The organism is Exiguobacterium sp. s35 (genome assembly GCF_018617535.1).
GTDB lineage: Bacteria > Bacillota > Bacilli > Exiguobacteriales > Exiguobacteriaceae > Exiguobacterium > Exiguobacterium aestuarii.
Genome location: NZ_JACSKI010000001.1, coordinates 21,089 through 44,117, shown reverse-complemented (window position 1 = coordinate 44,117; position 23,029 = coordinate 21,089). Strand labels below are relative to the sequence as shown.

General features: G+C 47.0%; 26 protein-coding genes. 10 read left to right on the top strand and 16 right to left on the bottom strand.

What is annotated here, in order from left to right; translation table 11 throughout:
• Positions 1-148: 148 nt before the first annotated feature.
• A complete protein-coding gene (locus KNO75_RS00290; RefSeq protein ID WP_214819216.1) occupies positions 149-1,012 on the top strand; it encodes an aminoglycoside phosphotransferase family protein in 864 nt (287 codons plus the stop codon).
• Positions 1,013-1,074: 62 nt separating this feature from the next.
• Here KNO75_RS00290 and lplA read toward each other — a convergent pair whose 3' ends face one another.
• The 6 genes from lplA to KNO75_RS00260 all read right to left on the bottom strand — a co-directional run bounded on the left by lplA (position 1,075) and on the right by KNO75_RS00260 (position 6,886).
• On the bottom strand, positions 1,075-2,064 hold the full coding sequence (gene lplA, locus KNO75_RS00285) for a lipoate--protein ligase (RefSeq protein ID WP_074037667.1): 990 nt from the start codon (positions 2,062-2,064) through the stop codon (positions 1,075-1,077).
• A gap of 71 nt (positions 2,065-2,135) precedes the next feature.
• Positions 2,136-3,023, bottom strand: coding sequence for a Cof-type HAD-IIB family hydrolase (locus KNO75_RS00280; RefSeq protein ID WP_214785398.1), 888 nt, complete (start codon positions 3,021-3,023; stop codon positions 2,136-2,138).
• A gap of 87 nt (positions 3,024-3,110) precedes the next feature.
• Complete coding sequence (hemG, locus tag KNO75_RS00275) at positions 3,111-4,496, bottom strand: protoporphyrinogen oxidase (protein ID WP_214819214.1); 1,386 nt, start codon at positions 4,494-4,496, stop codon at positions 3,111-3,113.
• Entirely contained in the window at positions 4,489-5,418 is a 930-nt protein-coding gene (hemH, locus tag KNO75_RS00270; RefSeq protein WP_214696193.1) for a ferrochelatase, read from the bottom strand. Before hemH ends, hemG begins: the two co-directional genes overlap by 8 nt.
• On the bottom strand, positions 5,415-6,464 hold the full coding sequence (gene hemE, locus KNO75_RS00265; protein ID WP_074032631.1) for a uroporphyrinogen decarboxylase: 1,050 nt from the start codon (positions 6,462-6,464) through the stop codon (positions 5,415-5,417). The genes hemH and hemE overlap by 4 nt, the downstream gene beginning before the upstream one ends.
• A gap of 116 nt (positions 6,465-6,580) precedes the next feature.
• The gene (locus KNO75_RS00260; RefSeq protein WP_074032630.1) at positions 6,581-6,886 is read right to left on the bottom strand and encodes a MerR family transcriptional regulator; all 306 of its coding nucleotides are present in this window, start codon (positions 6,884-6,886) and stop codon (positions 6,581-6,583) included.
• A 121-nt stretch (positions 6,887-7,007) separates the two neighbouring features.
• Here KNO75_RS00260 and KNO75_RS00255 point away from each other — a divergent pair, with 121 nt between their 5' ends.
• Complete coding sequence (locus KNO75_RS00255) at positions 7,008-8,312, top strand: ammonium transporter (protein WP_251126008.1); 1,305 nt, start codon at positions 7,008-7,010, stop codon at positions 8,310-8,312.
• A gap of 341 nt (positions 8,313-8,653) precedes the next feature.
• On the opposite strand, the gene KNO75_RS00250 is transcribed toward KNO75_RS00255, so the two are convergent.
• Both KNO75_RS00250 and KNO75_RS00245 read right to left on the bottom strand, forming a co-directional pair.
• A complete protein-coding gene (locus KNO75_RS00250; protein ID WP_214819210.1) occupies positions 8,654-9,787 on the bottom strand; it encodes an ABC transporter permease in 1,134 nt (377 codons plus the stop codon).
• The gene (locus tag KNO75_RS00245) at positions 9,784-10,521 is read right to left on the bottom strand and encodes an ABC transporter ATP-binding protein (RefSeq protein ID WP_251126007.1); all 738 of its coding nucleotides are present in this window, start codon (positions 10,519-10,521) and stop codon (positions 9,784-9,786) included. The genes KNO75_RS00250 and KNO75_RS00245 overlap by 4 nt, the downstream gene beginning before the upstream one ends.
• 170 nt (positions 10,522-10,691) lie before the next feature.
• Between KNO75_RS00245 and KNO75_RS00240 the strand changes: the two genes are divergently transcribed.
• Entirely contained in the window at positions 10,692-10,943 is a 252-nt protein-coding gene (locus KNO75_RS00240) for a GlsB/YeaQ/YmgE family stress response membrane protein (RefSeq protein WP_031421191.1), read from the top strand.
• Between the two features lie 48 nt (positions 10,944-10,991).
• On the opposite strand, the gene KNO75_RS00235 is transcribed toward KNO75_RS00240, so the two are convergent.
• Entirely contained in the window at positions 10,992-12,041 is a 1,050-nt protein-coding gene (locus KNO75_RS00235; protein WP_214819208.1) for a hypothetical protein, read from the bottom strand.
• A 129-nt stretch (positions 12,042-12,170) separates the two neighbouring features.
• Between KNO75_RS00235 and KNO75_RS00230 the strand changes: the two genes are divergently transcribed.
• Complete coding sequence (locus tag KNO75_RS00230; protein WP_214819206.1) at positions 12,171-12,599, top strand: HIT family protein; 429 nt, start codon at positions 12,171-12,173, stop codon at positions 12,597-12,599.
• A gap of 38 nt (positions 12,600-12,637) precedes the next feature.
• Here KNO75_RS00230 and KNO75_RS00225 read toward each other — a convergent pair whose 3' ends face one another.
• Positions 12,638-12,973 carry a hypothetical protein gene (locus KNO75_RS00225; protein WP_214819204.1) on the bottom strand — a complete coding sequence of 112 codons (336 nt, stop codon included), beginning with the start codon at positions 12,971-12,973 and terminating at the stop codon, positions 12,638-12,640.
• Positions 12,974-13,141: 168 nt separating this feature from the next.
• On the opposite strand from KNO75_RS00225, the gene KNO75_RS00220 reads away from it, so the two are divergent.
• Positions 13,142-13,498: a hypothetical protein gene (locus KNO75_RS00220; RefSeq protein ID WP_214789715.1), complete on the top strand. Its 357-nt coding sequence runs from the start codon at positions 13,142-13,144 to the stop codon at positions 13,496-13,498.
• 61 nt (positions 13,499-13,559) lie between these two features.
• Complete coding sequence (locus tag KNO75_RS00215; protein ID WP_015880933.1) at positions 13,560-14,123, top strand: HTH-type transcriptional regulator Hpr; 564 nt, start codon at positions 13,560-13,562, stop codon at positions 14,121-14,123.
• Here KNO75_RS00215 and KNO75_RS00210 read toward each other — a convergent pair.
• The gene (locus KNO75_RS00210) at positions 14,107-14,445 is read right to left on the bottom strand and encodes a DUF1878 family protein (protein ID WP_353047455.1); all 339 of its coding nucleotides are present in this window, start codon (positions 14,443-14,445) and stop codon (positions 14,107-14,109) included. The genes KNO75_RS00215 and KNO75_RS00210 overlap by 17 nt on opposite strands.
• A gap of 153 nt (positions 14,446-14,598) precedes the next feature.
• On the opposite strand from KNO75_RS00210, the gene KNO75_RS00205 reads away from it, so the two are divergent.
• A complete protein-coding gene (locus KNO75_RS00205; protein WP_214794535.1) occupies positions 14,599-15,585 on the top strand; it encodes a peptidylprolyl isomerase in 987 nt (328 codons plus the stop codon).
• A 49-nt stretch (positions 15,586-15,634) separates the two neighbouring features.
• Here KNO75_RS00205 and KNO75_RS00200 read toward each other — a convergent pair whose 3' ends face one another.
• Positions 15,635-16,594 carry an HD domain-containing protein gene (locus KNO75_RS00200; RefSeq protein WP_214794537.1) on the bottom strand — a complete coding sequence of 320 codons (960 nt, stop codon included), beginning with the start codon at positions 16,592-16,594 and terminating at the stop codon, positions 15,635-15,637.
• 81 nt (positions 16,595-16,675) lie between these two features.
• On the opposite strand from KNO75_RS00200, the gene KNO75_RS00195 reads away from it, so the two are divergent.
• The 3 genes from KNO75_RS00195 to KNO75_RS00185 are packed head-to-tail and all read left to right on the top strand — an operon-like array spanning position 16,676 to position 18,985.
• Positions 16,676-17,599: a CorA family divalent cation transporter gene (locus KNO75_RS00195; RefSeq protein ID WP_214815515.1), complete on the top strand. Its 924-nt coding sequence runs from the start codon at positions 16,676-16,678 to the stop codon at positions 17,597-17,599.
• A gap of 35 nt (positions 17,600-17,634) precedes the next feature.
• Complete coding sequence (dinB, locus tag KNO75_RS00190) at positions 17,635-18,726, top strand: DNA polymerase IV (RefSeq protein ID WP_214819202.1); 1,092 nt, start codon at positions 17,635-17,637, stop codon at positions 18,724-18,726.
• 40 nt (positions 18,727-18,766) lie between these two features.
• The gene (locus KNO75_RS00185; protein ID WP_214819199.1) at positions 18,767-18,985 is read left to right on the top strand and encodes a YhzD family protein; all 219 of its coding nucleotides are present in this window, start codon (positions 18,767-18,769) and stop codon (positions 18,983-18,985) included.
• Positions 18,986-19,022: 37 nt separating this feature from the next.
• Here KNO75_RS00185 and KNO75_RS00180 read toward each other — a convergent pair whose 3' ends face one another.
• The 4 genes from KNO75_RS00180 to KNO75_RS00165 form a co-directional block, all read right to left on the bottom strand.
• Positions 19,023-19,514 carry a hypothetical protein gene (locus KNO75_RS00180; RefSeq protein WP_214819197.1) on the bottom strand — a complete coding sequence of 164 codons (492 nt, stop codon included), beginning with the start codon at positions 19,512-19,514 and terminating at the stop codon, positions 19,023-19,025.
• Between the two features lie 61 nt (positions 19,515-19,575).
• Positions 19,576-21,354, bottom strand: a complete 1,779-nt coding sequence (locus tag KNO75_RS00175) for an SLC13 family permease (RefSeq protein ID WP_214819195.1) — start codon at positions 21,352-21,354, stop codon at positions 19,576-19,578.
• 133 nt (positions 21,355-21,487) lie between these two features.
• Positions 21,488-21,859 carry a YlbF family regulator gene (locus tag KNO75_RS00170; RefSeq protein ID WP_074032614.1) on the bottom strand — a complete coding sequence of 124 codons (372 nt, stop codon included), beginning with the start codon at positions 21,857-21,859 and terminating at the stop codon, positions 21,488-21,490.
• Between the two features lie 35 nt (positions 21,860-21,894).
• On the bottom strand, positions 21,895-23,013 hold the full coding sequence (locus tag KNO75_RS00165) for a DUF445 domain-containing protein (RefSeq protein WP_251126006.1): 1,119 nt from the start codon (positions 23,011-23,013) through the stop codon (positions 21,895-21,897).
• Positions 23,014-23,029 lie beyond the last annotated feature (16 nt).

Sequence of the window (23,029 nt, the reverse complement as noted above, 5' to 3'; positions counted from 1 at the left end):
TTGCACAAATTATGATACGCCTTCTCCTGTCCCGGTGCAATCCGTAGCATCAACGTTCACGAAACTGCCAAACATCGAAAAACTAATGCTATACTTTTTTAGAAATTTGTTTTAGTTAGATATATAACATTATAGTGGGGGGATAACTTTGCTCGAAAAGCTTATTAATATCTTTGCATTGAATATCCAACATTTTGATTCTGTAGAAAATTCCTTTAGTTCGACTGTTTATCGATGTGTGCAAAATAATGGTGAGGTTGTATATATCAAAATCCCTTTCTCTAAAGTGAAATTGTTTCGTGAACTTGAAGCTTACCGATTTTTAGATGGTCACGTCCCAATCCCAAAATTGCTAAACTATTGGACCGGCGATGAAAATTCAACTGGTGCCCTATTATTAAAAGAATCAATGGGTGAGCAACTTTCCTTAGACTCATCGGAAACGATCGCTTTTCAGGTGGGACAAGTGCACGCTAAGATACACTCCATTCAACCGCCAATCAATCACAAGAACACCTATATCGAAAATGTTTTTCAAGAGTGGCCACAATTTCTAGATCGTCAATTTTATGGTTTCGCCGTAGATGCAAGACCTTTGTTGGAAGAAGCATTATACAATAAAGCCATACATTCTTTTGAAAAAATGAAGATGAACCTTCCTGAACCAGATGGACCTAGTTTCATACACATGGATTTCAGACCGGGTAATATTCTCGTCACATCATCCGAAGTCTCAAGTTTAATTGACTTTGAGACAGTTCGTTTCGGTTCAACAGAAGTCGATTTCACTAAGATTTATCGCGATTATCTGAGTCATGACTCACAGTTATATGAAGCCTATCGAGAAGGTTACTCAAGTATTAGACCATTGATTGATCTCGAGCGCGTGCTTCCTTTTTATCGATTCACCGATGCCTTCAATAGTATCGGATGGTGTAATCGTAGAGGACTTGAACAAAATATAGATTTTTTCGAAAGAAACTTGAATATCCTTGAAACAGAGTTAAACTAACCTCTTATAAGTCATATGAAAAAAGGTTTTTCGGAAGTCCACTCCCGAAGAACCTTTTTTCATTAACTAATCAAATCAACCAATTCCTCGAGCTCAACATTTCCGAAGTAATGTTTCAAATCGAGTTGCATCAATTGCTCGCGGATGGCCGCACGTTCGAAACGAGTCCCGACGAGCGCCTGCTCGACATCTTGGATGTCACCGACACCGAAGAAATCACCGTAAATCTTTGCTTCAGTGATCGTCCCTTTGTTGACGTTCAAGCGGACATCGATTGTCCCGATTGGGAAACGACGTTTCGACTCGACATCAAACTTCGGCGATTTCCCGAAGTTCCAGTCCCAGTTCGCATAACGTTCTTTCGAGATATCATGGACAATTTCCCAATCCTCATCACGAAGCACGTAACGCTCTGGCTGCTCTCCATCGTAAATCGAATGGAGCAACGCCTCGACGAAATGTTCCATCTCCATCTCACGCTCTAAAAATTCAGTGATGTTCGCTACACGACTACGGACCGACTTGATTCCTTTTGAACGCATTTTCTCTTCCGAGACATTGAGCGAGTTGACGACTTCTTCAATGTTCGAGTTGAACATGAGCGTCCCGTGGCTGAACATACGTCCGCGCGTCGTGAATTGTGCGTTCCCGCTGATTTTACGTTCACCGACCTGAATATCGTTGCGGCCTGTTAGCTCCGCCTCGACACCGAGGTTACGTAAGGCATCCACGATCGGTTGCGTGAACTTCTTATAGTTATTGAACGAGTTGCCATCGTCTTTTGTGATGAAGCTGAAGTTCAAGTTTCCTTCATCGTGATAGACGGCACCGCCACCAGAGAGGCGACGTACGACATCGATGCCGTTCTCTTCGATGTACTTCAAGTTGACCTCTTCAGACGTGTTTTGGTTTTTCCCGATGATGATTGATGGACCGTTAATATAGAACAAGAAGTAGTCTTCATGGTCTACGTTCAAGTGTTTTAAGATATACTCTTCGACCGCCAAGTTAAGCTTTGGGTCGCGGATATCTGGATTAAAAATAAATTTCACAGTCTATTTCCTCCTAGTCGGATGTTCGTTACTCGTATTATACGAGACGAGACGATGACTCGACAAATCTTTTACTTCCACTCACCTGTCATCACTCGTTTCAAGGCGTTCGCCACCCCGTACTCGTCGTGACGCTCTGTGACGTGGTCGCTGATGGCAATCAAGTCCTCATGGCTGTTCCCCATCGCAATCCCTTTTCCGGCCACTTTGAACATCGGTACATCATTCAAATTATCACCGATGACGACGACTTCTGATAAATCGATACCGTAATGTTCAGCGAGCTTCGTCACACCGTTTCCTTTATCTGCGCCGTGTGCCATCACTTCAATGTTGTCATTACCTGAAGATGTGACGTACACACCTTCGACTTGTGCTTCGATTTCTTTCCAAAGCGCCGTCATTTTCTCGAGATGGCTTGAGAACGCGATGAACTTATAGACACGCCCCGCTTCCTCACGAATGAAGCTCTCGATGTCGTCGACAATCTTAACGTCTTCATTGACGTAATAGCGATTCTTAAAGAATTCATACATCTCGAGCGAGCGGTCGTCACCATTCGCTTTCAGGTTTTTCATCGATGCTTCAATCAAGTCGCCACGGCTCGCCACGAGTCCAGCTTCCGTGTACATCTCGTAAAAGACGTCCGCATACTTATGGTCTTGATGAAGGACTTCAATGACCTGAAGTGCCTCTTCGATCGTCAAGTCGATCTCATGAAGGACTTCTCCTGATGTGTCGAGCACGCGTCCCCCATTCGACGATACGATTGGGCAAGAAAGGCCAACCTCATCTAGGATTTGTTTCGCATTCACATAGTTGCGCCCCGTCGCAATTGCGAATCGAATGCCTGCTGCCTCTGCTTCACGAACGATTTCTGCCGTCTCGTTCGCAATCTTGGTGTGGTTGTGCAAAATCGTACCGTCCATGTCTGATACAAAAAGTTTATACGTTGCCATCTTCCATCACTCCTTTTTCTCTTTCGCTTCTAACTATAACAAAAAGAGAGGGATTCGGAACAATCCGAACCCTCCCTTCATCAAATCTCAATTTTTTTCACGCAATGCCTTCACTTGTTCCCGCACACTCTTCACACAGTCCGGCATCCCGATTCCGTCATAGGCGATTCCAGCCAGAATAACTCCAGGATATACCCGGCTCATCTCGGCACGAAGCGCTTTGACGCGATCCGCATGAAAGACGGCATACGGTGGCAGCCCGTCACGAAGTCGACTGACGACTGCCTGAATCGGATCACGGTGAATTTTCATGAGACCACGAAGATCACGTAACGCTGTCTCGATGATTTCTTCATCGGACGCTTCCACGATATCATCTGCCCCCGGGCGACCTAAAAAGACGCGAAGGACGTGATACCCTTCCGGCACGGCATGTGGCCATTTCTGGTCGATGAACGTACACGCCGTTATCGTCACGTCTGCTTCCTGACTCGTCACAAATCCTGTTCCGATGAATGGGAGCTCGATATCTTCTTCCTTAAAGACAAGCGAGCAAGTCGCTGTCGCATGTGGTTTCATATCCGCCAAAAAGTCACTGTCGACTTTCGGGAGGAACTGACGAATGAGACGTGGTGGGACCGTCAATACGAGATGATCCGTATCGATATCTCCACGACCCGTAAATAACCGATAACCGTCCTCGCGCTCGGACACTTGTTCGACGGCACAGTTCAATACGACCTCCGTCCGTTCTAATCGTTCAGCCAGTCGATCCGTAAGTGATTTGAGTCCTCGCTTCAAGGAGGCGAACTGACCGACCTTCTTCGCCCCGACTTCCGCGACCCGTTGTTCGGGACGTAGATGACGCATCCCTTCATACAAGTTCCCGTATTTCTTTTCTCCCTCGATGAACTGCGGGAAAGTCGACATCGCACTCATTTGATCGATGTCCCCGGCATAGATGCCAGAGAGCAACGGTTCGATCAAGCGGTCGACGATCGGGTCCCCGACACGTTCACGAAGGTAAAGACCAAGTGAGACGTCCGAGTCTGGAACTTCTACATCAGGTGGTGTCAGTAACATCTTCTTCAAAGCTTCGTGTTCTTCTTCCGAGAGCAACGTCGTCTCACGAAACGCGTTGACATCTAGCGGAATTCCCATCACTGTCTGCTTCGGAATCGGATGGAGTCCGTCATGATGGAGAACGTAAGCCTGTCCGACGCCGTTTCGAACGAGTTCATCACCTAAACCGACGTCTTCAATCAATTCTGTCATAGCTGTCTTTCGAAAAACGTACGAATCCGGTCCACGTTCAACCGCAAACTCGCCCGTCTCATACGTGTCAATCTTCCCACCGAGACGGTCTGTCGCCTCGAGCAATGTGATTGAAACGTCTTCCGGCAAATAACGCTCCGCATAAAAAGCGGCGGTGAGACCTGTGATCCCACCACCGACAATCGTAAATTTACGCATGATGCACAATCACGCTTTCCATTCGATCCGCGATGGCTTCGATGAAGCTTCGCTCTGCATTTGGCATAGCTGGACGTGCGTAGTGGACACCGAGGCGGTCACAGACGACTTTACATTCGACATCGTTGTCGAACAATACTTCGAGGTGATCTGCGACAAAGCCGACCGGCGTGTAGACGAACGCTTCGTAGCCATGCTTTTCATAAAGTTCAGCCGTTAAATCTTGCACATCCGGTCCAATCCATGGATCCGGTGTATTTCCTTCTGACTGCCAACCGACTTCCACGTTCGGTACACCTGTCGCCTGAGCAATCTTATCTGCCGTCTCCTTCAATTGATCTGGATACGGGTCGCCCCCAGCCAAGATCTTTTCAGGAAGACTATGTGCCGATACGATGAGGCATGCTTTTTCAGCCGGTACAGGCAAGTTCGCGAACGTCTCTTTGATCGCCTCTGCCCACCAGTTGATAAACTTAGGTTCGTCATACCATGAGTCGACTGAACGGATGTCGATGCCATACTTCGCTGCTTCTTCATGAGCACGACCGTTATATGACTTGACGCTATATGAAGAGTAATGAGGTGCCAAGACGACCGATACCGCTTCTTTAATGCCGTCGTTCGCCATTTGCGCGACCGCATCTTCTACGAACGGTTCGATATGCTTCAATCCGATATACAGTTTGAACTCGATTTCACCTACATGGCGCTCATTCAAGATGTCACGAAGCGTCTCCGCTTGATCGATCGTGATTTTTGCGAGTGGAGATACGCCGCCAATCGCTTCATAGCGTTCCGTTAAATCTTGGAGCGCTTCCGGCGATGGTTTACGTCCGTACCGAATGTGCGTGTAGTAGCGTTCGATATCTTCCGGCTTGTACGGTGTCCCGTACGCCATGACAAGTAGTCCGACTGTTTTCATGATTCATTGCCTCCCATTTTTTCGCGTGAGTAATCGTGAATGAATGCCGTCAATTTGACGAGTACGGCTGGATCGACTTCCGGGAACACCCCATGCCCCAAGTTGAAGACGTATCCTGGCTGCTTCATTCCTTCATCCAAAATCTCTTTTACCTTCTCTTCGATGACCGGCCACGGTGCCAGTAAGAATGACGGGTCCAAGTTTCCTTGGACAGCCTTTGTGATCCCGCGGTCGCGCGCTTCTTGTACCGATAGACGCCAATCGAGCCCGACCACATCAAGCGGAAGGTCGTGCCATTCTTCGATTTGATGGCTCGCTCCGACTCCATGCATGATGAGCGGGATGTCGAGTGAACGTAATTCTTTGAAAATTCGTTCCGTCGTCGGCTTGATGTAACGCGCGTAGTCTTTACGGCTGAGCGTCCCGACCCACGAATCAAACAATTGGAACGCTTGAATGCCAGCATCCGCTTGCGCTTTCGCATACGTGATGACCATATCACCGAGTTTTTCCATCAATGCATTCCAGACATCCGGTTCTGCATACATGAGCGCTTTCGTGCGATGGTAGTTCCGTGATGGACCACCTTCGATCATGTAGCTCGCCAATGTGAACGGCGCCCCTGAAAAGCCGATGAGCGGTACTTCTAATCGTTCCCGAAGTAAACGGATTGTGTCGAAGACGTATGAGATATCATCTGGGTTTAACGGCTTTAAGCGTTCCACATCTTCCATCGTTCGATATGGGTTGTCGATGACCGGTCCGATTCCGCTCTTAATCTCGACATCCACTCCCATCGACGGAAGTGGCGTCATGATGTCTTTATATAGAATGGCCGCGTCGACTCCGAGTTGTTTCACCGGAAGTTCCGTGACATATGCACAAAGTTCAGGATCATGCGTGATCTCGAATAGTGACCTCGTCTTTTTAATCTCTCGATATTCCGGTTGATAGCGTCCGGCTTGGCGCATATACCAAACAGGTACATAGTCTGTCGCCTCTCCTTTAAACGCTTTTAAAATAGTATCGTTCATACGTCGCGTCATTCCCCTCTAAATTTCTCCTACACTCTTTATTCTCGTGTTTGTGAACTCAAAAACATTATACAGAAATTAATTAGAATTATGCTAATGTGAAGCATTTTCATTGTGTTTTCTTTGTGTCATTTTTTTGTCGGAAATGTTCGGAAAGCCGAATTCAACTGACCACGAATCAAATCGTCACGCTGCTTCGCCGACAATCGACGCTCGCGCTCTTTAATATCTTGAATTCGCCACCCATCTTCTAGCTTGGTCGCGACTTCGACCAAACGCTCCACGTCATGGAAAGAATATTTACGTGAACCGCCTTTCGTACGTTCAGGAAAGACGAGACCTTTTTCTTCATAATAGCGGACCTGACGCTCAGAAAGTCCCGTTAATTCAGTCACGACGCCCATCCCGATTACTTTCTTCGATTTATAGTCCATCCGTCCTCGCCCTCCTTAATAAAAAAACTATGTCAGATAATCTGACAAAATGCAATCCAACATCAAATTTTCGTTTTACACTGAAGTCAACTTTTGGAAAGCACCTAAGAAAAAGGAGGGCATGAACATGGAAGACATTCTCTATTATATGGACACGCTGTATGTACTCATCGCTGCATTGCTCGTATTGACAATGCAATTAGGTTTCGGACTACTCGAGACAGGGACGCTTCGGGCGAAGAACGCCGGTCACGTCGCGGTCAAACAAATTATCAGCCTCTCTGTGGCGGCACTCGCTTTTTGGGCGGTCGGATTCGGCCTCTCATTCGGTGACGGAACAACTTGGTTTGGGACAGAAGGTTTCTTCTTAAGCGGATCGTTCTCAAGCCTCGATTGGGCGAACGTATCAATCGACATCAAATTCTTATTCCAGTTATCATTCGTTGCTGTATCCCTCGCCATCGCTTGGGGTGGATTTGCGGAACGGGCTAAGCTTTCTGCCTACGTTCTCTTCGGTATCTTCTTCGTTGCCATCCTCTACCCAATCGTTGCACGCTCAGTATGGGCTGGCGGAATGCTCGGATCGATGGGGATGCAAGACTTCGCAGGTTCGGCGGTCGTTCACCTTCAAGGTGGGATGGCGGCTCTTATGGCGACCATCATCTTGAAACCACGTCGCAAAACGGAATCACTCGCTGGTCATAACCACGTCTTGACGGTCGTTGGTGGTCTCGTACTCTGGCTTTGCTGGTTCGGATTCAACGCTGGTTCAACGATGTCGGTCGCTGACGGATTCTTCGGTTACGTGGCGTTGACAACAATGCTCGCAACAGCAGCTGGTGCACTCGGTGCCCTTGCCATCGTCATGATTCACCGTAAAACGGCAGACATCCCGACGATTGTCAACGGTGTTCTCGGAGCACTCGTTGCCATCACAGCAGCTTGTGCGTTCGTAGAGCCATGGGCAGCAGTCGTCATCGGTGCCCTCGCATCGATCGCAACATACGGAACGAGCATCTTGATGGCAAAATATGTGGACGACCCACTCTGCGCCTTCTCTGTACACGGCGTGGCTGGTATTATCGGGACACTCGCACTCGGCTTCTTCGCTTCTCCTCGACTCGTCGAAATTACAGGTATCGGTTCTGCAGGTCTCTTCTACGGCGGCGGATTGACACAGCTCGGCGTTCAGACACTCGGCGTATTGATCGCCATGGTCATCGCTGGTGGCGGAAGCTATGCGTTCTTGAAACTCCTTGACGTCACAATCGGTCTTCGCGTTACAGAAGAACAAGAAGATGTCGGTCTCGATATCGCAGAGCATGGTGTCTCAGCATATGGTGAAGTCGAAGAAACAACAGAGAAACCAGGACGCCTTCCGAAGATTCTCGGTTCGAGCGTATCGGTCATGTCTCCTAAAAAATAATTCGAACTAAGGAGGGGTTAGTCACCAAAATATGGTGACTAACCCTTTTTCGCTTTACACCAATTCAAATAACGGTAAAATGAAGTCGTGAAATTTTTACGCATCATGACATTTACTGGAGGTATGACTTATAAACGCTCTTGATTTCGCACTATTCTTACTCGTTTTTATTTCCGTTATGATCTTCTTTTTTGTAAAGTTCATCAATCGACCGAAAAGAAGATGAACGACTATTAACATGTCAAAAAATCATCTATCGCTTAATACAAAATGAAAGACGAACGAGATGTTGTTTGAACCGTCTCGTTCGTCTATTTTTTTGTATATCTATTCGTCACTATTTACGTCAACCGTCTCAAGTAATAACGAATGACCACAATGGATAAAATCAGCCCGACCGCCGCGTCCCATGTCGCGCCAAACCCAATTGAGGCGAGTACGAGCACGAGGGATTGTATGATGAGTAACCGCATCGCCCACCACGAATAGCCTTCGATCCGTTCTTTACGGGTAATCGGTAACCAGGACACGATGGAAATCGCCTCTAATCGTTTAAACAATGGAACGAGCTGTAACGCCGTCAATCCAACGAATAGTGGTGTGACAAATCCGACATACCAACCGCCTGACATCCACATGACGATGAGCGCCACCACTGTCAACCGAAGGATGAGGTCGAGCGAGTCGTTTGAACGAATAATTCGAAGTCCGTACACGTAACGGGACGCATCGACGCGTTGGAGCACTCGTTTTTCGAGAATCTTTGTCAGTAGTCGTCTTTCCCGCACTTCTTCTTTTAAGGTCGGCAAGTCGACAAACCAGCTGATCACCCGTTCAAACTGAGCCCGACTCTTCTCTTCAAGCGCCAACCAGTGTAAGAGTGGGATTCGCTCGTTTCGTTTCACATGTAAGAAAACGAACGGCATGAACGCCGGCACCCATGCCCACTCTGTCCAATCCATTAGTAGACAAGCGCCGCTCACGAGCGCGAACGGAACGATGATCCATTCGCGTACCCCTTCCACTTTTGCCAATCGACCTGCAGCCGACAGTAACATCATCGTGACAACGAACGATAATACCTCAATTCCCGTATAGCTCTCCGTCCGCACGAGAAGCGGCAATAAAATGAGTAAGACGAGAAGTGCTCGGATTGTCGCAAATCCGATATTGAACAAGCGCACACCAATCATATAGGAACGAATCATTCCTAATTCAGGGAGTAGGAACACTTGATCCGCCTCTTGGATAAACGTTCTCGGACGATGACCGAGCGGGATGAGAATGAGCACCGCCGCGGCAATCCATGCCCCCGGGAACGTCCCATCAATACGTTCTAAAAAGTTGTTGTAGACGAATGCCCCGTAAATCAAAGTGAAGTAGAGCGTGAACAAGAGTCCGCCGTTTGCGACGTAGCGACTATATTTGACGACCTCTTCCATCCAATTGCCGAGTCTTGATTTAAATCGATTCATGACGACCGCTCCTCCGACGCAATCGCCTCTACATAAATGTCATCGAGTGTCGCATCAGGTGACAATTGATACTTGTCTCGCAACTGTGCGGCCGTCCCGTTCGCAATGACGATACCTTGATGGAGGAAGACGAAACGGTCGCAATGCCGCTCCGCTGTCTCAAGAATATGGGTCGACATCAAAATCGCACAGTCTTGTTTGTATTCATCAAACAGTTGGAGCAGCTGACGAATCGCTAACGGGTCGAGACCGACGAACGGCTCATCGACGATGAGGAGCGGCGTCTTCGTCACAAGGGCGCATAAAATCATCGCTTTTTGTCGCATCCCTTTTGAAAAGACGGACGGGAACCAGGTAAGTTGTTTTTCCATCCTCATTTCTTTCGCTAAACGCTTCGTCCGTTCGGTCAATTCATCAGGACTTACGTCATATGCTTTTCCCATCAACTCGATGTGTTCTTGTAAGGTCAACGTCTCGTATAAAATCGGTGTCTCCGGTATGTAACTTACTTTCTTACGATACCTTTTTTCTGAAGACTCTACTGTTTCTCCATCAATTTCGATTTTTCCGGATAGTGGTGACAAGAGACCCAAAATGTGCTTGATCGTCGTCGATTTACCAGCTCCATTTAGCCCTATCAACCCAACGAGCTCTCCTTTTTTCACCTCAAACGAAACGTCGTGCAAAACTTGCTTTCCGATATATCCGCCGTTCAATCGATCGACGTGCAGCATGAAAACCACACCTTTCATTTTCAACTTTTTTTCGTGGTATATGTTTTAAATGTCGTCACATGGGAATATTCTGAACTGTAAGGCATTTTAAAATAAAACATCAATACTCCCATTGTTCCACAAAATCGTTGAAAAGAACAATGGGCAAACAGAGGAAGGAGAAATGAATGATGGGGTTTATTCTTTATTTGATTATCGGAGGTATCATCGGTTGGTTAGCAGGATTAATTCTAGGTAAAGACGTACCAGGTGGAATCATCGGTAACATCATCGCAGGGATCATCGGTGCTTGGTTGGGTGGACTCATCTTCGGTGATTTCGGACCAATCGTAGCGGATATCGCGATTATCCCAGCTCTTATCGGTGCGATTATCCTTATTTTAATCGTATCGTTCGTCATGAAATCAATGCGTAAGAAATAATTATTTATGTACAGGAGGGGCTTCCGTAATGGAATGTCCCTCTTTTTTTCATTGGATCAATAAATACATCGCGTCATTTTTTTCAATAAACTGCTTCTCCGTTTCAAGACCAAAGAACGTGAAGAATGATTCGAAGAAGGATTGACCGTAATCCCACTCTGTTCCGAGTTGGTGTTCTGTCTTTTCTTTCGGTTCGCCGAGTAACGCAATCAAGTCGTCTGGTCGTTTATCAAGATCGATTAAAACTGACTGCACGTCTCCCTTTTCAAACACGACAGCCAATCGCTCATAATCCCATTCATCGTCACGTTTCCCATCCGGCTCTCCTAACGTTTCTTGAACCTTTCCTTCCGATTGTCCAATCAACGAATCAATCGTTTCTAACGGATGACCCGTTTGCGCTTCTACTTCGATCTCAATCAACTCTGCCCGCTTCAAATCGAACTGTCCCGCAATCGCTTCACTCGATTCCGGCATCAATGCATACTCGAGCGATTCAGGAGATGTTAATTGAATCGTCTCTGTTTCGGACACCGTCTCACCATTCGCCACGGCGACCGCCTTCACATCATAACTTCCTGGCATCTTCTCGAACGTGAATCGTCCGTTCGCTTCATCAATCCGACCGACGCGCTGCCCATCGACCCAAATATTCGTCAACGGTACGTCTGAAGTGACATCGATTCGTTGTGGCAATAACTCAATCCGATAATCTGAAAAGCCAAAGCGCCCTTCACCTGTATCAATCAATCGAAACAGCCCTTCCGCTTCCATGCCTTTCGTCCGATTCGCACGATCTTGTGCGACTTCGGCGATGGCATCGCCACGAATGGATTTTTCATCGTTCAGCCAGCCCATAAACCGCAGTGCCTCAGCACGCGTTAACGTTTCGCCTTGATATTCTACCTTTTCCTCAAAGAAAGCACGGTCTTCCTCTAATAAGGCCTCTTTAAATGCGACGTGAATCTTATCTTGCTCCGCCGCTGGTTTGTATCCATATATATAGAAGACAATGGCTCCGACTAAAATAGTGAAAATAGATAATTGAAGAATCATTTTGGAATGACGTTCTTTCTTTCGACTTCTTGTATACGACATCTTTTCGCCTCCTTTCTTCAGTGCTTACTTCAAGTATAAAAGGAATCAATCTCTCTTCCAATCGTTCTTGCGCCTGAATTTCCGTGGTATGATGAAACAGAAATGACTTTTTAGAATGGAGGAATATAGATGCATACCGATCCAACCTGTATCTTTTGCAAAATCGCTCAACAAGAAATCCCGTCGTATCGGGTATATGAAGATGAGGCGGTCGTCGCTTTCCTCGACCTCTCGCAAGTGACAAAAGGTCACACGCTCGTCATTCCGAAGCACCATGCGAAAAACGTTTACGAGCTACCTGAAGATGTCGCAGCGGACGTCTTCAAACGCGTTCCGACCATCGCCAAGGCCATACAACGCGAAACAGGGGCAATCGGCATGAATGTCTTGTCGAATGCCGAGGAAGTTGCTGGACAAACGGTCTATCACTTCCACATTCATTTAATTCCACGCTTCGGACACGAAGACGGATTCGGTGCAAAATGGATCACACAAAATGACGCGTTCACGTCTGACGAACTCACAACCCTCGCATCGAATATCCAAGCACACGTATAAGACAAACTAGGACCCGTCAATCGATGACGGGTCCCTTTTTATGATTGATTGATTGAATCAAGGTGACGTTTCCGTTCTTCTTCTAATTGTGCTCGCTCGACCTGAAGTTTGATCGCCACTTCATATAACTGTTGACGCGTTTTGACAGATGTCGCTTGTTCAAATTCTTTTCTTAATTCGGTTAGACGGGTATCTATTTCAAGCACTCGTTTTTCTCGTATCGATTCTTCGCGTGCCTGCTCTGTTTGTTTCGACGCTTCATACCCCGCCTCTAGTGTGTTCATAATGGAGTCGGCCCAAGTGTCATCTCCCAGTCGTTTTGCAGCGAGATATAGGTCAAGCATGTCATCTACCCAACGCTTCGCTTTCTCCACTGAGGATCACCTTCCTTTACCTGTATTTTAAAATAAAATGATTTTTCGGTCAAAATTGAATGTTCTGAAAAATTTTATTTGCGATATAGGTTTTTAATCACTCTTTTTTGGTAAAATAATATGAAAAGAATGTAATTCGGATTATCCGAGCTTGAGGAGGGGAATGTTTTGTCGAGTCGCCAACGTCGAGATTGGATTGCTTTCGGCTTTGTTTTAGCATTTTTAGGAGTCGCCACATTTAAAAAATTGGCGAGAGGTACCGCAAATGATGCTGCTGCTCAACAACATCGAGCATCCACAATCACTACGCTAAAAGAACAATTTGGGAATGTGGCGAAACATGCATCGCAAGTTGCCGCCGCAGGTAAACTGCAAGGAAAAGAATTGACTGATCAAGTGAAAGCCGAAGTCGAACGCTATCAACAAGACATTCAGCCTTCAGTCGAGCGAATCCAAGGGAACCTTCAGGAACTCTCGAACGTACAGTCTGCTATGACTGACAACACCGTCAATCAAACACCGTAAGTGTTTGAGGTCATCGTCCGTCGTTTACTTTTGACTTTTTATCCGGAAAGGATGGATCGAGATGGAACACGAAAAAGAATTCACTGGCCCTGAGGCCATGCTCTATAGCCACAAAATTATTCAATTGAGTAAGGCTTTGTGGAAAACCGTCGAAAAAGACTGGCAAAACTGGATTAAACCATTCGATTTAAATATCAATGAGCATCATATCTTATGGATTGCCCACGCGTTAGGCGGCGCATCGATCTCTGAAATTGCAAAATATGGCGTCATGCACGTCTCGACCGCTTTCAACTTCTCGAAGAAGTTAGAAGATCGTGGATTACTTACGTTTTCTAAAAAGGAGACGGACAAGCGAAATACGTACGTCCAATTGACACCTGAAGGAGAATCGTTGTTGCTTGAAACGATTCACGCATTTGACCCGGAAGGAAACGGCGTATTCCGCGCCTCGCTCCCACTTCAAGAGCTTTACGGGAAGTTCCCTGACTTAACAGACATGACAGCGATCGTTCGTCGTTTATATGGGGACAACTTCATGGACATCTTTGCTGAAACATCAAAAATGATCACAGAAGAGGCAGGCAGACGTCCTGATGAGGATGAACTCAGTCAAGAAGCCTAACCTGCCGATAGAGTGGCTCTGTGACGTCTAACTCGATTCCTTGACGGACGCATGCCCCAAGAATCGTTTTAACGTCGAGCCTCGAATCTAACATGCCTACAAAATGGACGAGCAACGGCTCTATGGACGTAAATCCATAGCGCATTTGCTCGTTTTGTCGTACCCGAATATCCTCAAGCAACTGATAAAACGCCTCTACGTCTTGCTTCGTCAAGTTCGCTCGAATCACTTCATATTCAAACGGACGGTCCGTCCAATCGACAATCTCGAGTAAGATCTTCATTTGATATGATAAATGCTCGACCTTCTCTTCTAGTGACACTACCCTCACCCCATCATTTCACATTCTATTACATCATTATACGACAGGATTGTGTGCTATGATACTGTACAGACAAGAGAACAGCTGTCATGATTAGGAAAATGTGATATAGTCGGACTTAGAAACTTTAAAGAATTATTAGGGGTGGAATACATGTCAAACGGAATGTCAAACGAACCAAAAAAGCAAGATAAAAAATTCTCAACCGGCGCTCTCGTCGGTGCATCGGCACTCGCACTCATCATCGGTGCTGGCGGTACGTATGCCGCAACAAACGCTGGTGGCGAATCAGACGATTCAGCAGTCGTCACATATAAAGGCGGCGAAATCACACGCGGTGAAATCGCGGACATGAGCTACGACCGCATGGTCCCACAACTTGCATTCCAAGAGACAATGAATGCACTTCTTGAAAAAGAATATGGTGACCAAGTCGAACAAGAAAAAGTAGATGAAGAGTTCAGCAAGACAGAAGAACAATTCAACTCAAAAGAAGAATTTGAACAAGCGATCCAACAAGCCGGCATGAGCGGCACGGAAGAGTTCAAAGAAGCACTTCGTGGACAAATGCTTGTCGACGCAGCAAAATCTGAACTTGTCGACGTGACGGACGAAGAGGTCGAAGCACAGTTCGCCAAAGAAAACGTGGAAGTGGAAGCTAGCCACATCCTCGTCGAGTCAGAAGAAGAAGCACAAGACATCATCAAACAGTTGAATGATGGTGCGGACTTCGCAGAACTCGCGAAAGAAAAATCAACAGATACAGGTTCTGGTGAAAAAGGTGGAGAGCTCGGTTACTTCTCTACAGGCACGATGGTACCTGAATTCGAAGAATATGCTTTCAAAGAAGATGTAGTCGGAAAAGTCTCTGAGCCAATCCAATCACAATTCGGTTTCCATGTCATCAAAGTGACAGACCGTAAAGAGAAGGACTTGAAGCTCGAGGACGAGAAAGACCGCATTCGTGAAGAGTTGGCAACAGAAAAATCTGCTTCTGTCGATGCAAACAAAATTTACGCAGAGTTGATTGAAAAATACAACGTTGACGTAAAAGACGCAAAAGCAGAGCAACAATTTGATGCTGTCAAAGAGGCGATTAAAAACGCAGACGAATCTTCAGAAGAATCGACTGAACAATAATCAAAAAGGGGCACTCCAGCAATGGAGTACCCCTTTTTTTGAACTTCAATTATAACTTCGGGCGATAGAATGCACGATTATCGAGGGCCATGACACGTTCGGTGAACGCACCAGGTTCGACACCCTCGTACGCTTTTTCGAACATGTTCATGCGCGCATCGATGTTGTCGATGAAGAACAGCATCTCCGCTTCAGGGAGTTGTGGCGTGTTCGCCGATCCCCATTCCGGCTTCCCATGATGACTCAAGACGAGATGTTGCAACAACGTCGTCACTTCCCGGTCCGTCCCGAGCTCACGTGACACGACCTCGAGTTCAGATGACATGAGCGATAGATGACCGAGCAACTTCCCTTCAAGCGTGTATTCTGGTGTGATGGCATCCGACAACTCGATGACTTTCGCCAAGTCATGTAAGATCACGCCGGCAATCAACAGGTCTCGGTTCAATGACGGATACAGGTCACACATCGTATCCGCAAGCTTCAACATCGACATGACATGGAAGGCTAGTCCTGAATAGACCGCGTGATGATGTCGCACAGCTGCAGGATACGTGAAGTATGCCTCTTCGTGACGATTGACGACCTCTTCGACGAGACGTCGGATTTCATCGTGTTGAAGTGATGTGATGAACCCACGAATCGTCGTTTCAAGCTCCGACTTCGGAATCGGTGCCGATCGAACATACGGGGCGATGTCTACTTCTTGCTCGATAATTGAAATTTGCTTCAACTTCAATTGCGTCCGCCCACGATAGTCCATTACTTCACCCGCCGCATGGACGATTTTTTTCGTCGCATACTTTTCAGTATCCGCACTATCCCATAATTTCGTTTCAATTTCGCCACTCTCGTCGCAAAGGATTAATGTTAAATAAGGCTTTCCGTTTCCGGCAAGTCCCTTATACGATTGTTTGATCATGACATACTGGTCTAGCGTGTCGCCCACTTTGAGCTGACCGATTTTTGTCGTCAATGAAAGCACCTCTCTCTTATTCAATACCTTCATCTTATCGAAACTTTGCCATAGATGCCAACATTCCCGTCAATTTGGGAATACTACTACTATAGCGAATTGGAGGAATAGGTGATGGAATGGGATTGGTACACACGCCCTGAGGATTATGTGGAAGTGGATTCTCGATATGCGCTGGCCTATACGTATTGGCTTGAACAATTGACGACCGCAAGCGTCACAAAAATCGTGGTTGAGGATGATTATATGTACGGGTCACTCACCCTCGACTACGAACAGTTAGAACGAGAACCTCAGAAGATCGGACATTATTTTATTGCTCCTGATTTTTTATGGACAATTGGATTTGATGATTTACATCACGAGTCGGTTCTCGCGAAAGCATGCAACTCACCAATCGAAGCGTTTTATGAACTGCTCGCCGAACGGATGAACAATTACTTCCATGGGATTGATGAATTTGAAGAACGACTTCTCGTGGCGCAACGAGAAATGGCCGGACAAGTACCCGCCACGTTCATGAACGAGATTTTCGGGCTCCGAAGCGAGATTGAGCGTTGGTCTGACACTGTCACTCCTTATAAAGAACTCGTCATGGCAGGACGTGAGGCCTTTCTCGATATTGATTTACAAACGTTAAAACCTTATCAACTCGCTGATTACCGAGTGAGCCGACTATTGACGCTCATCAATCATTATCAAGGTGATGTCATCGCGATGACAGACCTCGCCTCGACACTCTCTAACTTTCGCGGGAATGAAATCATGAAGGCACTTACCGTCTTCACGGCACTCACGACTCCTGTCGTTGCGTTCGGAGCCGTGTGGGGGATGAACTTTAAAGAAATGCCTGAACTGGACTGGCCCCTCGGCTATGCATTCGCCTGGTTTGTGATTATTTTCTTCACGCTCATCATTCAAGTATGGTTGAAACGGAAGAATTGGATTGGCTCACTGTTACAATTCCCGAATCAAACGACGTCACCAAGTGATCGAGTCAAACAAAAATCTAAAAAAACGAACAAAAGTTCGTTATAATAAAGAAAAGAGAATTGCACAGGAAAGGTGATGTTATGGAACGACTCATCATTCATGTGGACATGGATGCTTTTTACGCCTCCGTCGAGCAACGGGACCGACCCAACTTACGAGGTAAACCTGTCATCGTCGGAGGACCACCCCACAGCCGCGGAGTCGTCGCCACTTGTTCATATGAAGCGAGGAAGTACGGCGTACACAGCGCGATGTCATCACGTCGCGCTTTTGCGTTGTGTCCACATGCCACGTTTGTGAAACCACGCTTTCAAGCTTATCGCCAAGTTAGCACGCAGGTCATGGACATTTTTAAGTCGGTCACCCCTCTCGTCGAACCGTTATCACTTGATGAAGCCTATCTCGACGTGACCGAAAATACGCTGTTGAGCACGTCAGGCCCCTATATTGCCCGATATATTTTAGGCGAGATTAAACGGCGTACCGGTCTCACGGCATCCGCTGGTGTCGCACCTTCAAAGTTCGTCGCGAAGATTGCGTCCGGTTTTGACAAACCGAACGGTCTTACCGTCGTACCGTCTGATGATGTCGCCGATTTTCTCGCTCCCCTCTCAATCGAAGCGATGCACGGAGTCGGAAAAGTGACAGCTCAAACACTTTATAAGAGTGGATATCATACAATCGGGGACCTCCAACAAGCTCGTCCCGAACAACTGAAAGCCATCTTTGGACACGATCGCGGACAACAATTATATGAATTGGCACATGGAAGAGATACGCGTCCCGTCGTCGCCACACGGGAACGCAAATCAATCGGGTCGGAGACGACGTTTGCGTTTGACATCGACGACCCAGAAGAAGTGTTCGAACGAGTCATTCCCGAGATGAAGGATGTCTTGCGTCAGCTCGACCGACGCGAGCTGAGCTGTCAAACCGTCACGATTAAATTAAAGACGAGTGAGTTTCAGGCTCGGAGTCATCAAATCAAATTAAATCATCCCACTCATGACCACGACGAAATCAGGAGGCTCGCAAGGCGTCTTTTCGATGAGATGAACGTCACCGAACCCGTCCGCTTGATTGGACTGACCGTATCCGACTTGATTCCGCGAACCGAATCGACACGTCAACTGACATTCGACGAACTGACGAAACCTTCTCTTGAAGAATGAATGGTCATTCATTAAAATAGAGAGAAAGGGGGTCATGTGAATGGAGACATACACGGTGACGGGATTTGAGAACGACGGCACGCTCGTGTTGAATGAAATGTTCGAAGCGAGCGATGATCAATCAGCCAAACAAAAAGGGCTCGATTTGCTTCGTGCCGCAGGTCATGAGCACAAAGGCGCGCGCATTGTTCGCCGAGGGCAACTCATCTATTTTGAACGTTGCAAATTACCGGGGAAATTGAAAGGAACGGCATCATAATGAAAGTAGACCGAGATTATTGTTCTCGGTCTACTTTTTAATTTCCATATTTCTCGTCCCATGCTTCCTGCCATTCCTGAATATCAGGGTGAATGTCCTCGAATGATTCTCCACTCAAACTATATCCGCTCCCTAAACCTGATCCGTCTGTCACAGGGAATGACGTTCCCCCGATCACCTTTCCATCCACGACCATTACCGAGACAGCAGTCTGACCGTCGGGAGATTGTTCACCAATCGGATGATCTTTCACCGTAAAGTTTTCATAGTATATGGTCTTTCCAACGTATTCATCCGGTGACACGGATTGTACTCCCCAAGTGGTCCGTGCACGATCTTCCGCCAACTCTTCTAAGGTTAACGTACTCGTATACTCGCCTTCATATGAGACGATTGGGTACTGTTGTTTCTCGAGATACTGTTCGGCCACCCGTCCGTTCTCCGTCATCTCAGGTTTTGGTTCGGCCGTCTCTTCTTTTCCACAGGCTACGAGAAACAAGCAGAGGAAAACCAATATCCATTTTTTCATCGTCTTCCATCCTTTCATTTCCTGATCACTTTACTTTCGTTATCCACCCCCTAAATCCTGCTTAAAATGGAAAGAGAAGAAGAATCATGAGGATTCCGACGATGCCAGTGAGCAGTTGCAACGGGACACCGACTTTGACGAAATCCATGAAACGATAGTCTCCTACACTAAATACCATCGCATTCGTCGGAGACCCGAACGGAGTCATGAAGGCGAGAGATGCTGAAATGGCGACGGCGATGACGAACGGGACAGGACTGACCGCCATCGATTCCGACAGGGCGATGGCGAGCGGGATAAACAAAATAGCTGTCGCGGTGTTCGAGATGATTTGACTGAGGACCATTGTCGCAAGAAATAAAACGACGAGGACCCAGGCAGGACCAAAACTCGCGAACGACTGTCCGATCCAGTCGACAAGCCACGCCATGACACCCGCCTTCTCCAGCGCCGTTCCTACTGGGATCATGGCCGCAATCAAGACGAGTGAAGACCATTGAATCGATTGATACGCAACGTCTAGATGGCGTACGGCTCCACTCATCACCATCGCAAGTGCTGCTAGCCAAACCGCGACGGTCGGGTCGACCCATTCAAACACGAACATCGTCATCATCATGACCATAATCACACCAGCCGCGAGTTGATGATGACTCGACACCGTTCGATTCGCCACTTCCGTCACTCGCTCGTTCGAGAGTAGTAATCGTGTCTCTTGTTCAACTCGCTCTAAATCTTCCCATTTCCCCTGCACCATCAACAAGTCCCCTTGTTTTAGCGGCGTATCTTTCAGCCTCACTTGTGCAATTTCTTCTTGTGGACGGATGACACGCAAGACGTTCACATGAAATGCATTACGTAGTTGACTCTCATGGAGACATCTCCCTACAAGTTGACTCGACCCTGGAATCGTAAACATGACGATGCCACCGGTCTTGTCATAGACATTTGTTGCCTCGACCTTCTGAAAAGGGATGTGTTGTTGTTCGGAGAGAGAACGGACTCGCTGCTCATCTCCACTGACGAGTAACGACCCGGCACGTAATACGGTGTCGGCACGCGCGGTCTCGTAATGTTTCCCTATCCCTCTAATCCGTTCCTTCAACACGATGACACCGTCATGCGACCATTTCAAATCATTTAATCGTTTGCCAATCAGTGGATGCGACGCGTCGATCGACATGACATATACGTTCGGGTTAATCGATTCGATTGCTCCCCCTTCATCCCATTGTCTTGAACGACCTTGATCGAGCAAACGATTCCCGATCAGACGAAAGTACAGCAATCCGACAAACATCACGACTGCACCTATCGGAAACAACGAAAAGAAACCAATTGGCACATTGATTAGACCTCGTAGCGATTCAGCCGCGACAAGGTTTGGTGGTGTTCCAATCAATGTCATCGTTCCACCGATGCTTGAGAAAAAAGCAAGTGGCATGAGGTACCCTTTCGCAGATCGCTTGATTTGTCGAGTCATCGCCATGACGACAGGGATGAGCAATGCAACGGTCCCTGTGTTGGACATCACGCTTGAAAGAACGGTGACAGTTAACATGAACAAATAAAAAAGTCGCGTCTCGCTTCCATTCGCATACGGGATGAGCATGGAAGCCAACCGTTCAGCCAATCCAGAGTGAAACAATCCAGCCCCGACAATAAATAGCCCGGCAATCATCAAGACGACTGAGTTCGAGAACCCTGCCATCGCCTCACCCGGCGTCAGCTGCTCGGTCAGGACGAGACCGAGAAGTCCGATCAATGCGACCAAGTCCGCTCTTAGCCAACCTGTTATGAAAAAGAGAATCATCACGACTAAAATGAGCACGGTCCACATGCCAGTTCACCCTTTCTCCACTATTCCATCTATATTTATTATAAATCTTATTTGAAAACGCTTACTTTATTGTTTGTGACAATCTCATCAACAAAAAAAGCGGATGGCTCGATTGCCATCCGCTCCTCACATCTTATTGAACTTCGTTTTCATTCACCATCGGCGCGTAAAGCTCCTCAAGTGGTTTCATGATAATTTTCGTTACTTCTGTAACGAGCTGGTGCATGCGTTGCTCTTCTTGCATGAGCTCCATGATCAATTCGTTCTGTTGAACGCTCATCATTTTCGTTTGCGCATCCATCATTTCCTGCTCAGAGATTTCCTCTCCTTGCATTTGCTTTTGTTGAAGCGTCATTTGGATGTTACGGAAGTCAGCGAACAACTGGTTCGCTTCCGCATCCGCATTGACACGATCGTATAAAGAAGAGAGTGTTGTGAACTCTTCAGAATCGCGAAGTGCTTTCTCCAATTGGTAAGCTTGGTCGTACAAGTTTGTTTGTGACATGTAACGTCCTCCTAAATGCTATTAGGGCGTGGCCATCACAAGATGGCAATCAACCCTTGAATCAACCCAATCATACCACCTAACAGCGCTCCAAGCCATGTTATTGCCCGGAACTCTCGTTTCGAGATCGATAAAACAATCTCTTCGAGGTATGATGTGTCGAGTGACTGAACCTGTTCCTGAACGATTTTATCGATTTTCAATCGGTCCATAATCGTCTCCATTTGATTCGTGAAGCGCTCAATGACAAGGGTGACACCTTGTGGGACGAGTTCGTCGACGACTCGTGCTTCAATGGACTGCGTGTATGACGAGAGCGGTCGATCTAACAATTGCCCGATTGGCAAACGTGTGACGACTTGTTCTGTGATGCCATCAATGAGTCGTGCCTCTAAACGTTCATCGATCAACGTATCAACCGTCTTCTCACTGAATCGCTCAAATTCACGCGTGATCATCGTCGTCATACCGTCACGCGTCGACTGCCCTCGTAAGATGTTGACGATTTCTGGTCGGACCATCTCGACAAAGTTCATATTTTGAATAAATCCTGCGATAAACCCGAGTCGACGCTGGACGAACGAATCGACCATATGACGAAGTTGTGCCTCGCCTTCAGGGGAATAAAAATACTCTTCCGATTTGACGAGAAGCGCCTCCACAATTTCAGGAATGACTGCCCGAACTCGGTCCATCCCTTCTTCTCCAAGCAATTCAAACAACTTCCGCTCTTTCACTTCAGCCATGACGCTCGCTAACTCGTCACGTAACTTGTCATCCGCCAACGTGAGGATGCGTGCCTCTGCGTTCGGGTAGAGGGGTTCTACGAGTTCTCGAACCGTTTTATCCGAGCGTAACATCGCTTGAACTTCTTGTTGCGCAAAGTGCGTAATATGCGTCGTCACTTGGTCATCCAATAATCGCTTTCGCATGCCTTCTGGTGTCAATAAGTGTTTGACGACCGTTTTCCCTAAGCTAGATGCTAATTCATCCCGACGTTTCGGAATGAGACCTGGTGTAAAAGGTATCCGGAACGAACCGATATATTTCGGTTCATGCGGTCGGAACAACATCTTGATGGCGAGAAAGTTCGTCACGCCCCCAATCGTCGCACCAATCACAATCATGAGTAAAATCTTTAATAACCCGTCCAAACTGCAAGCCTCCGAT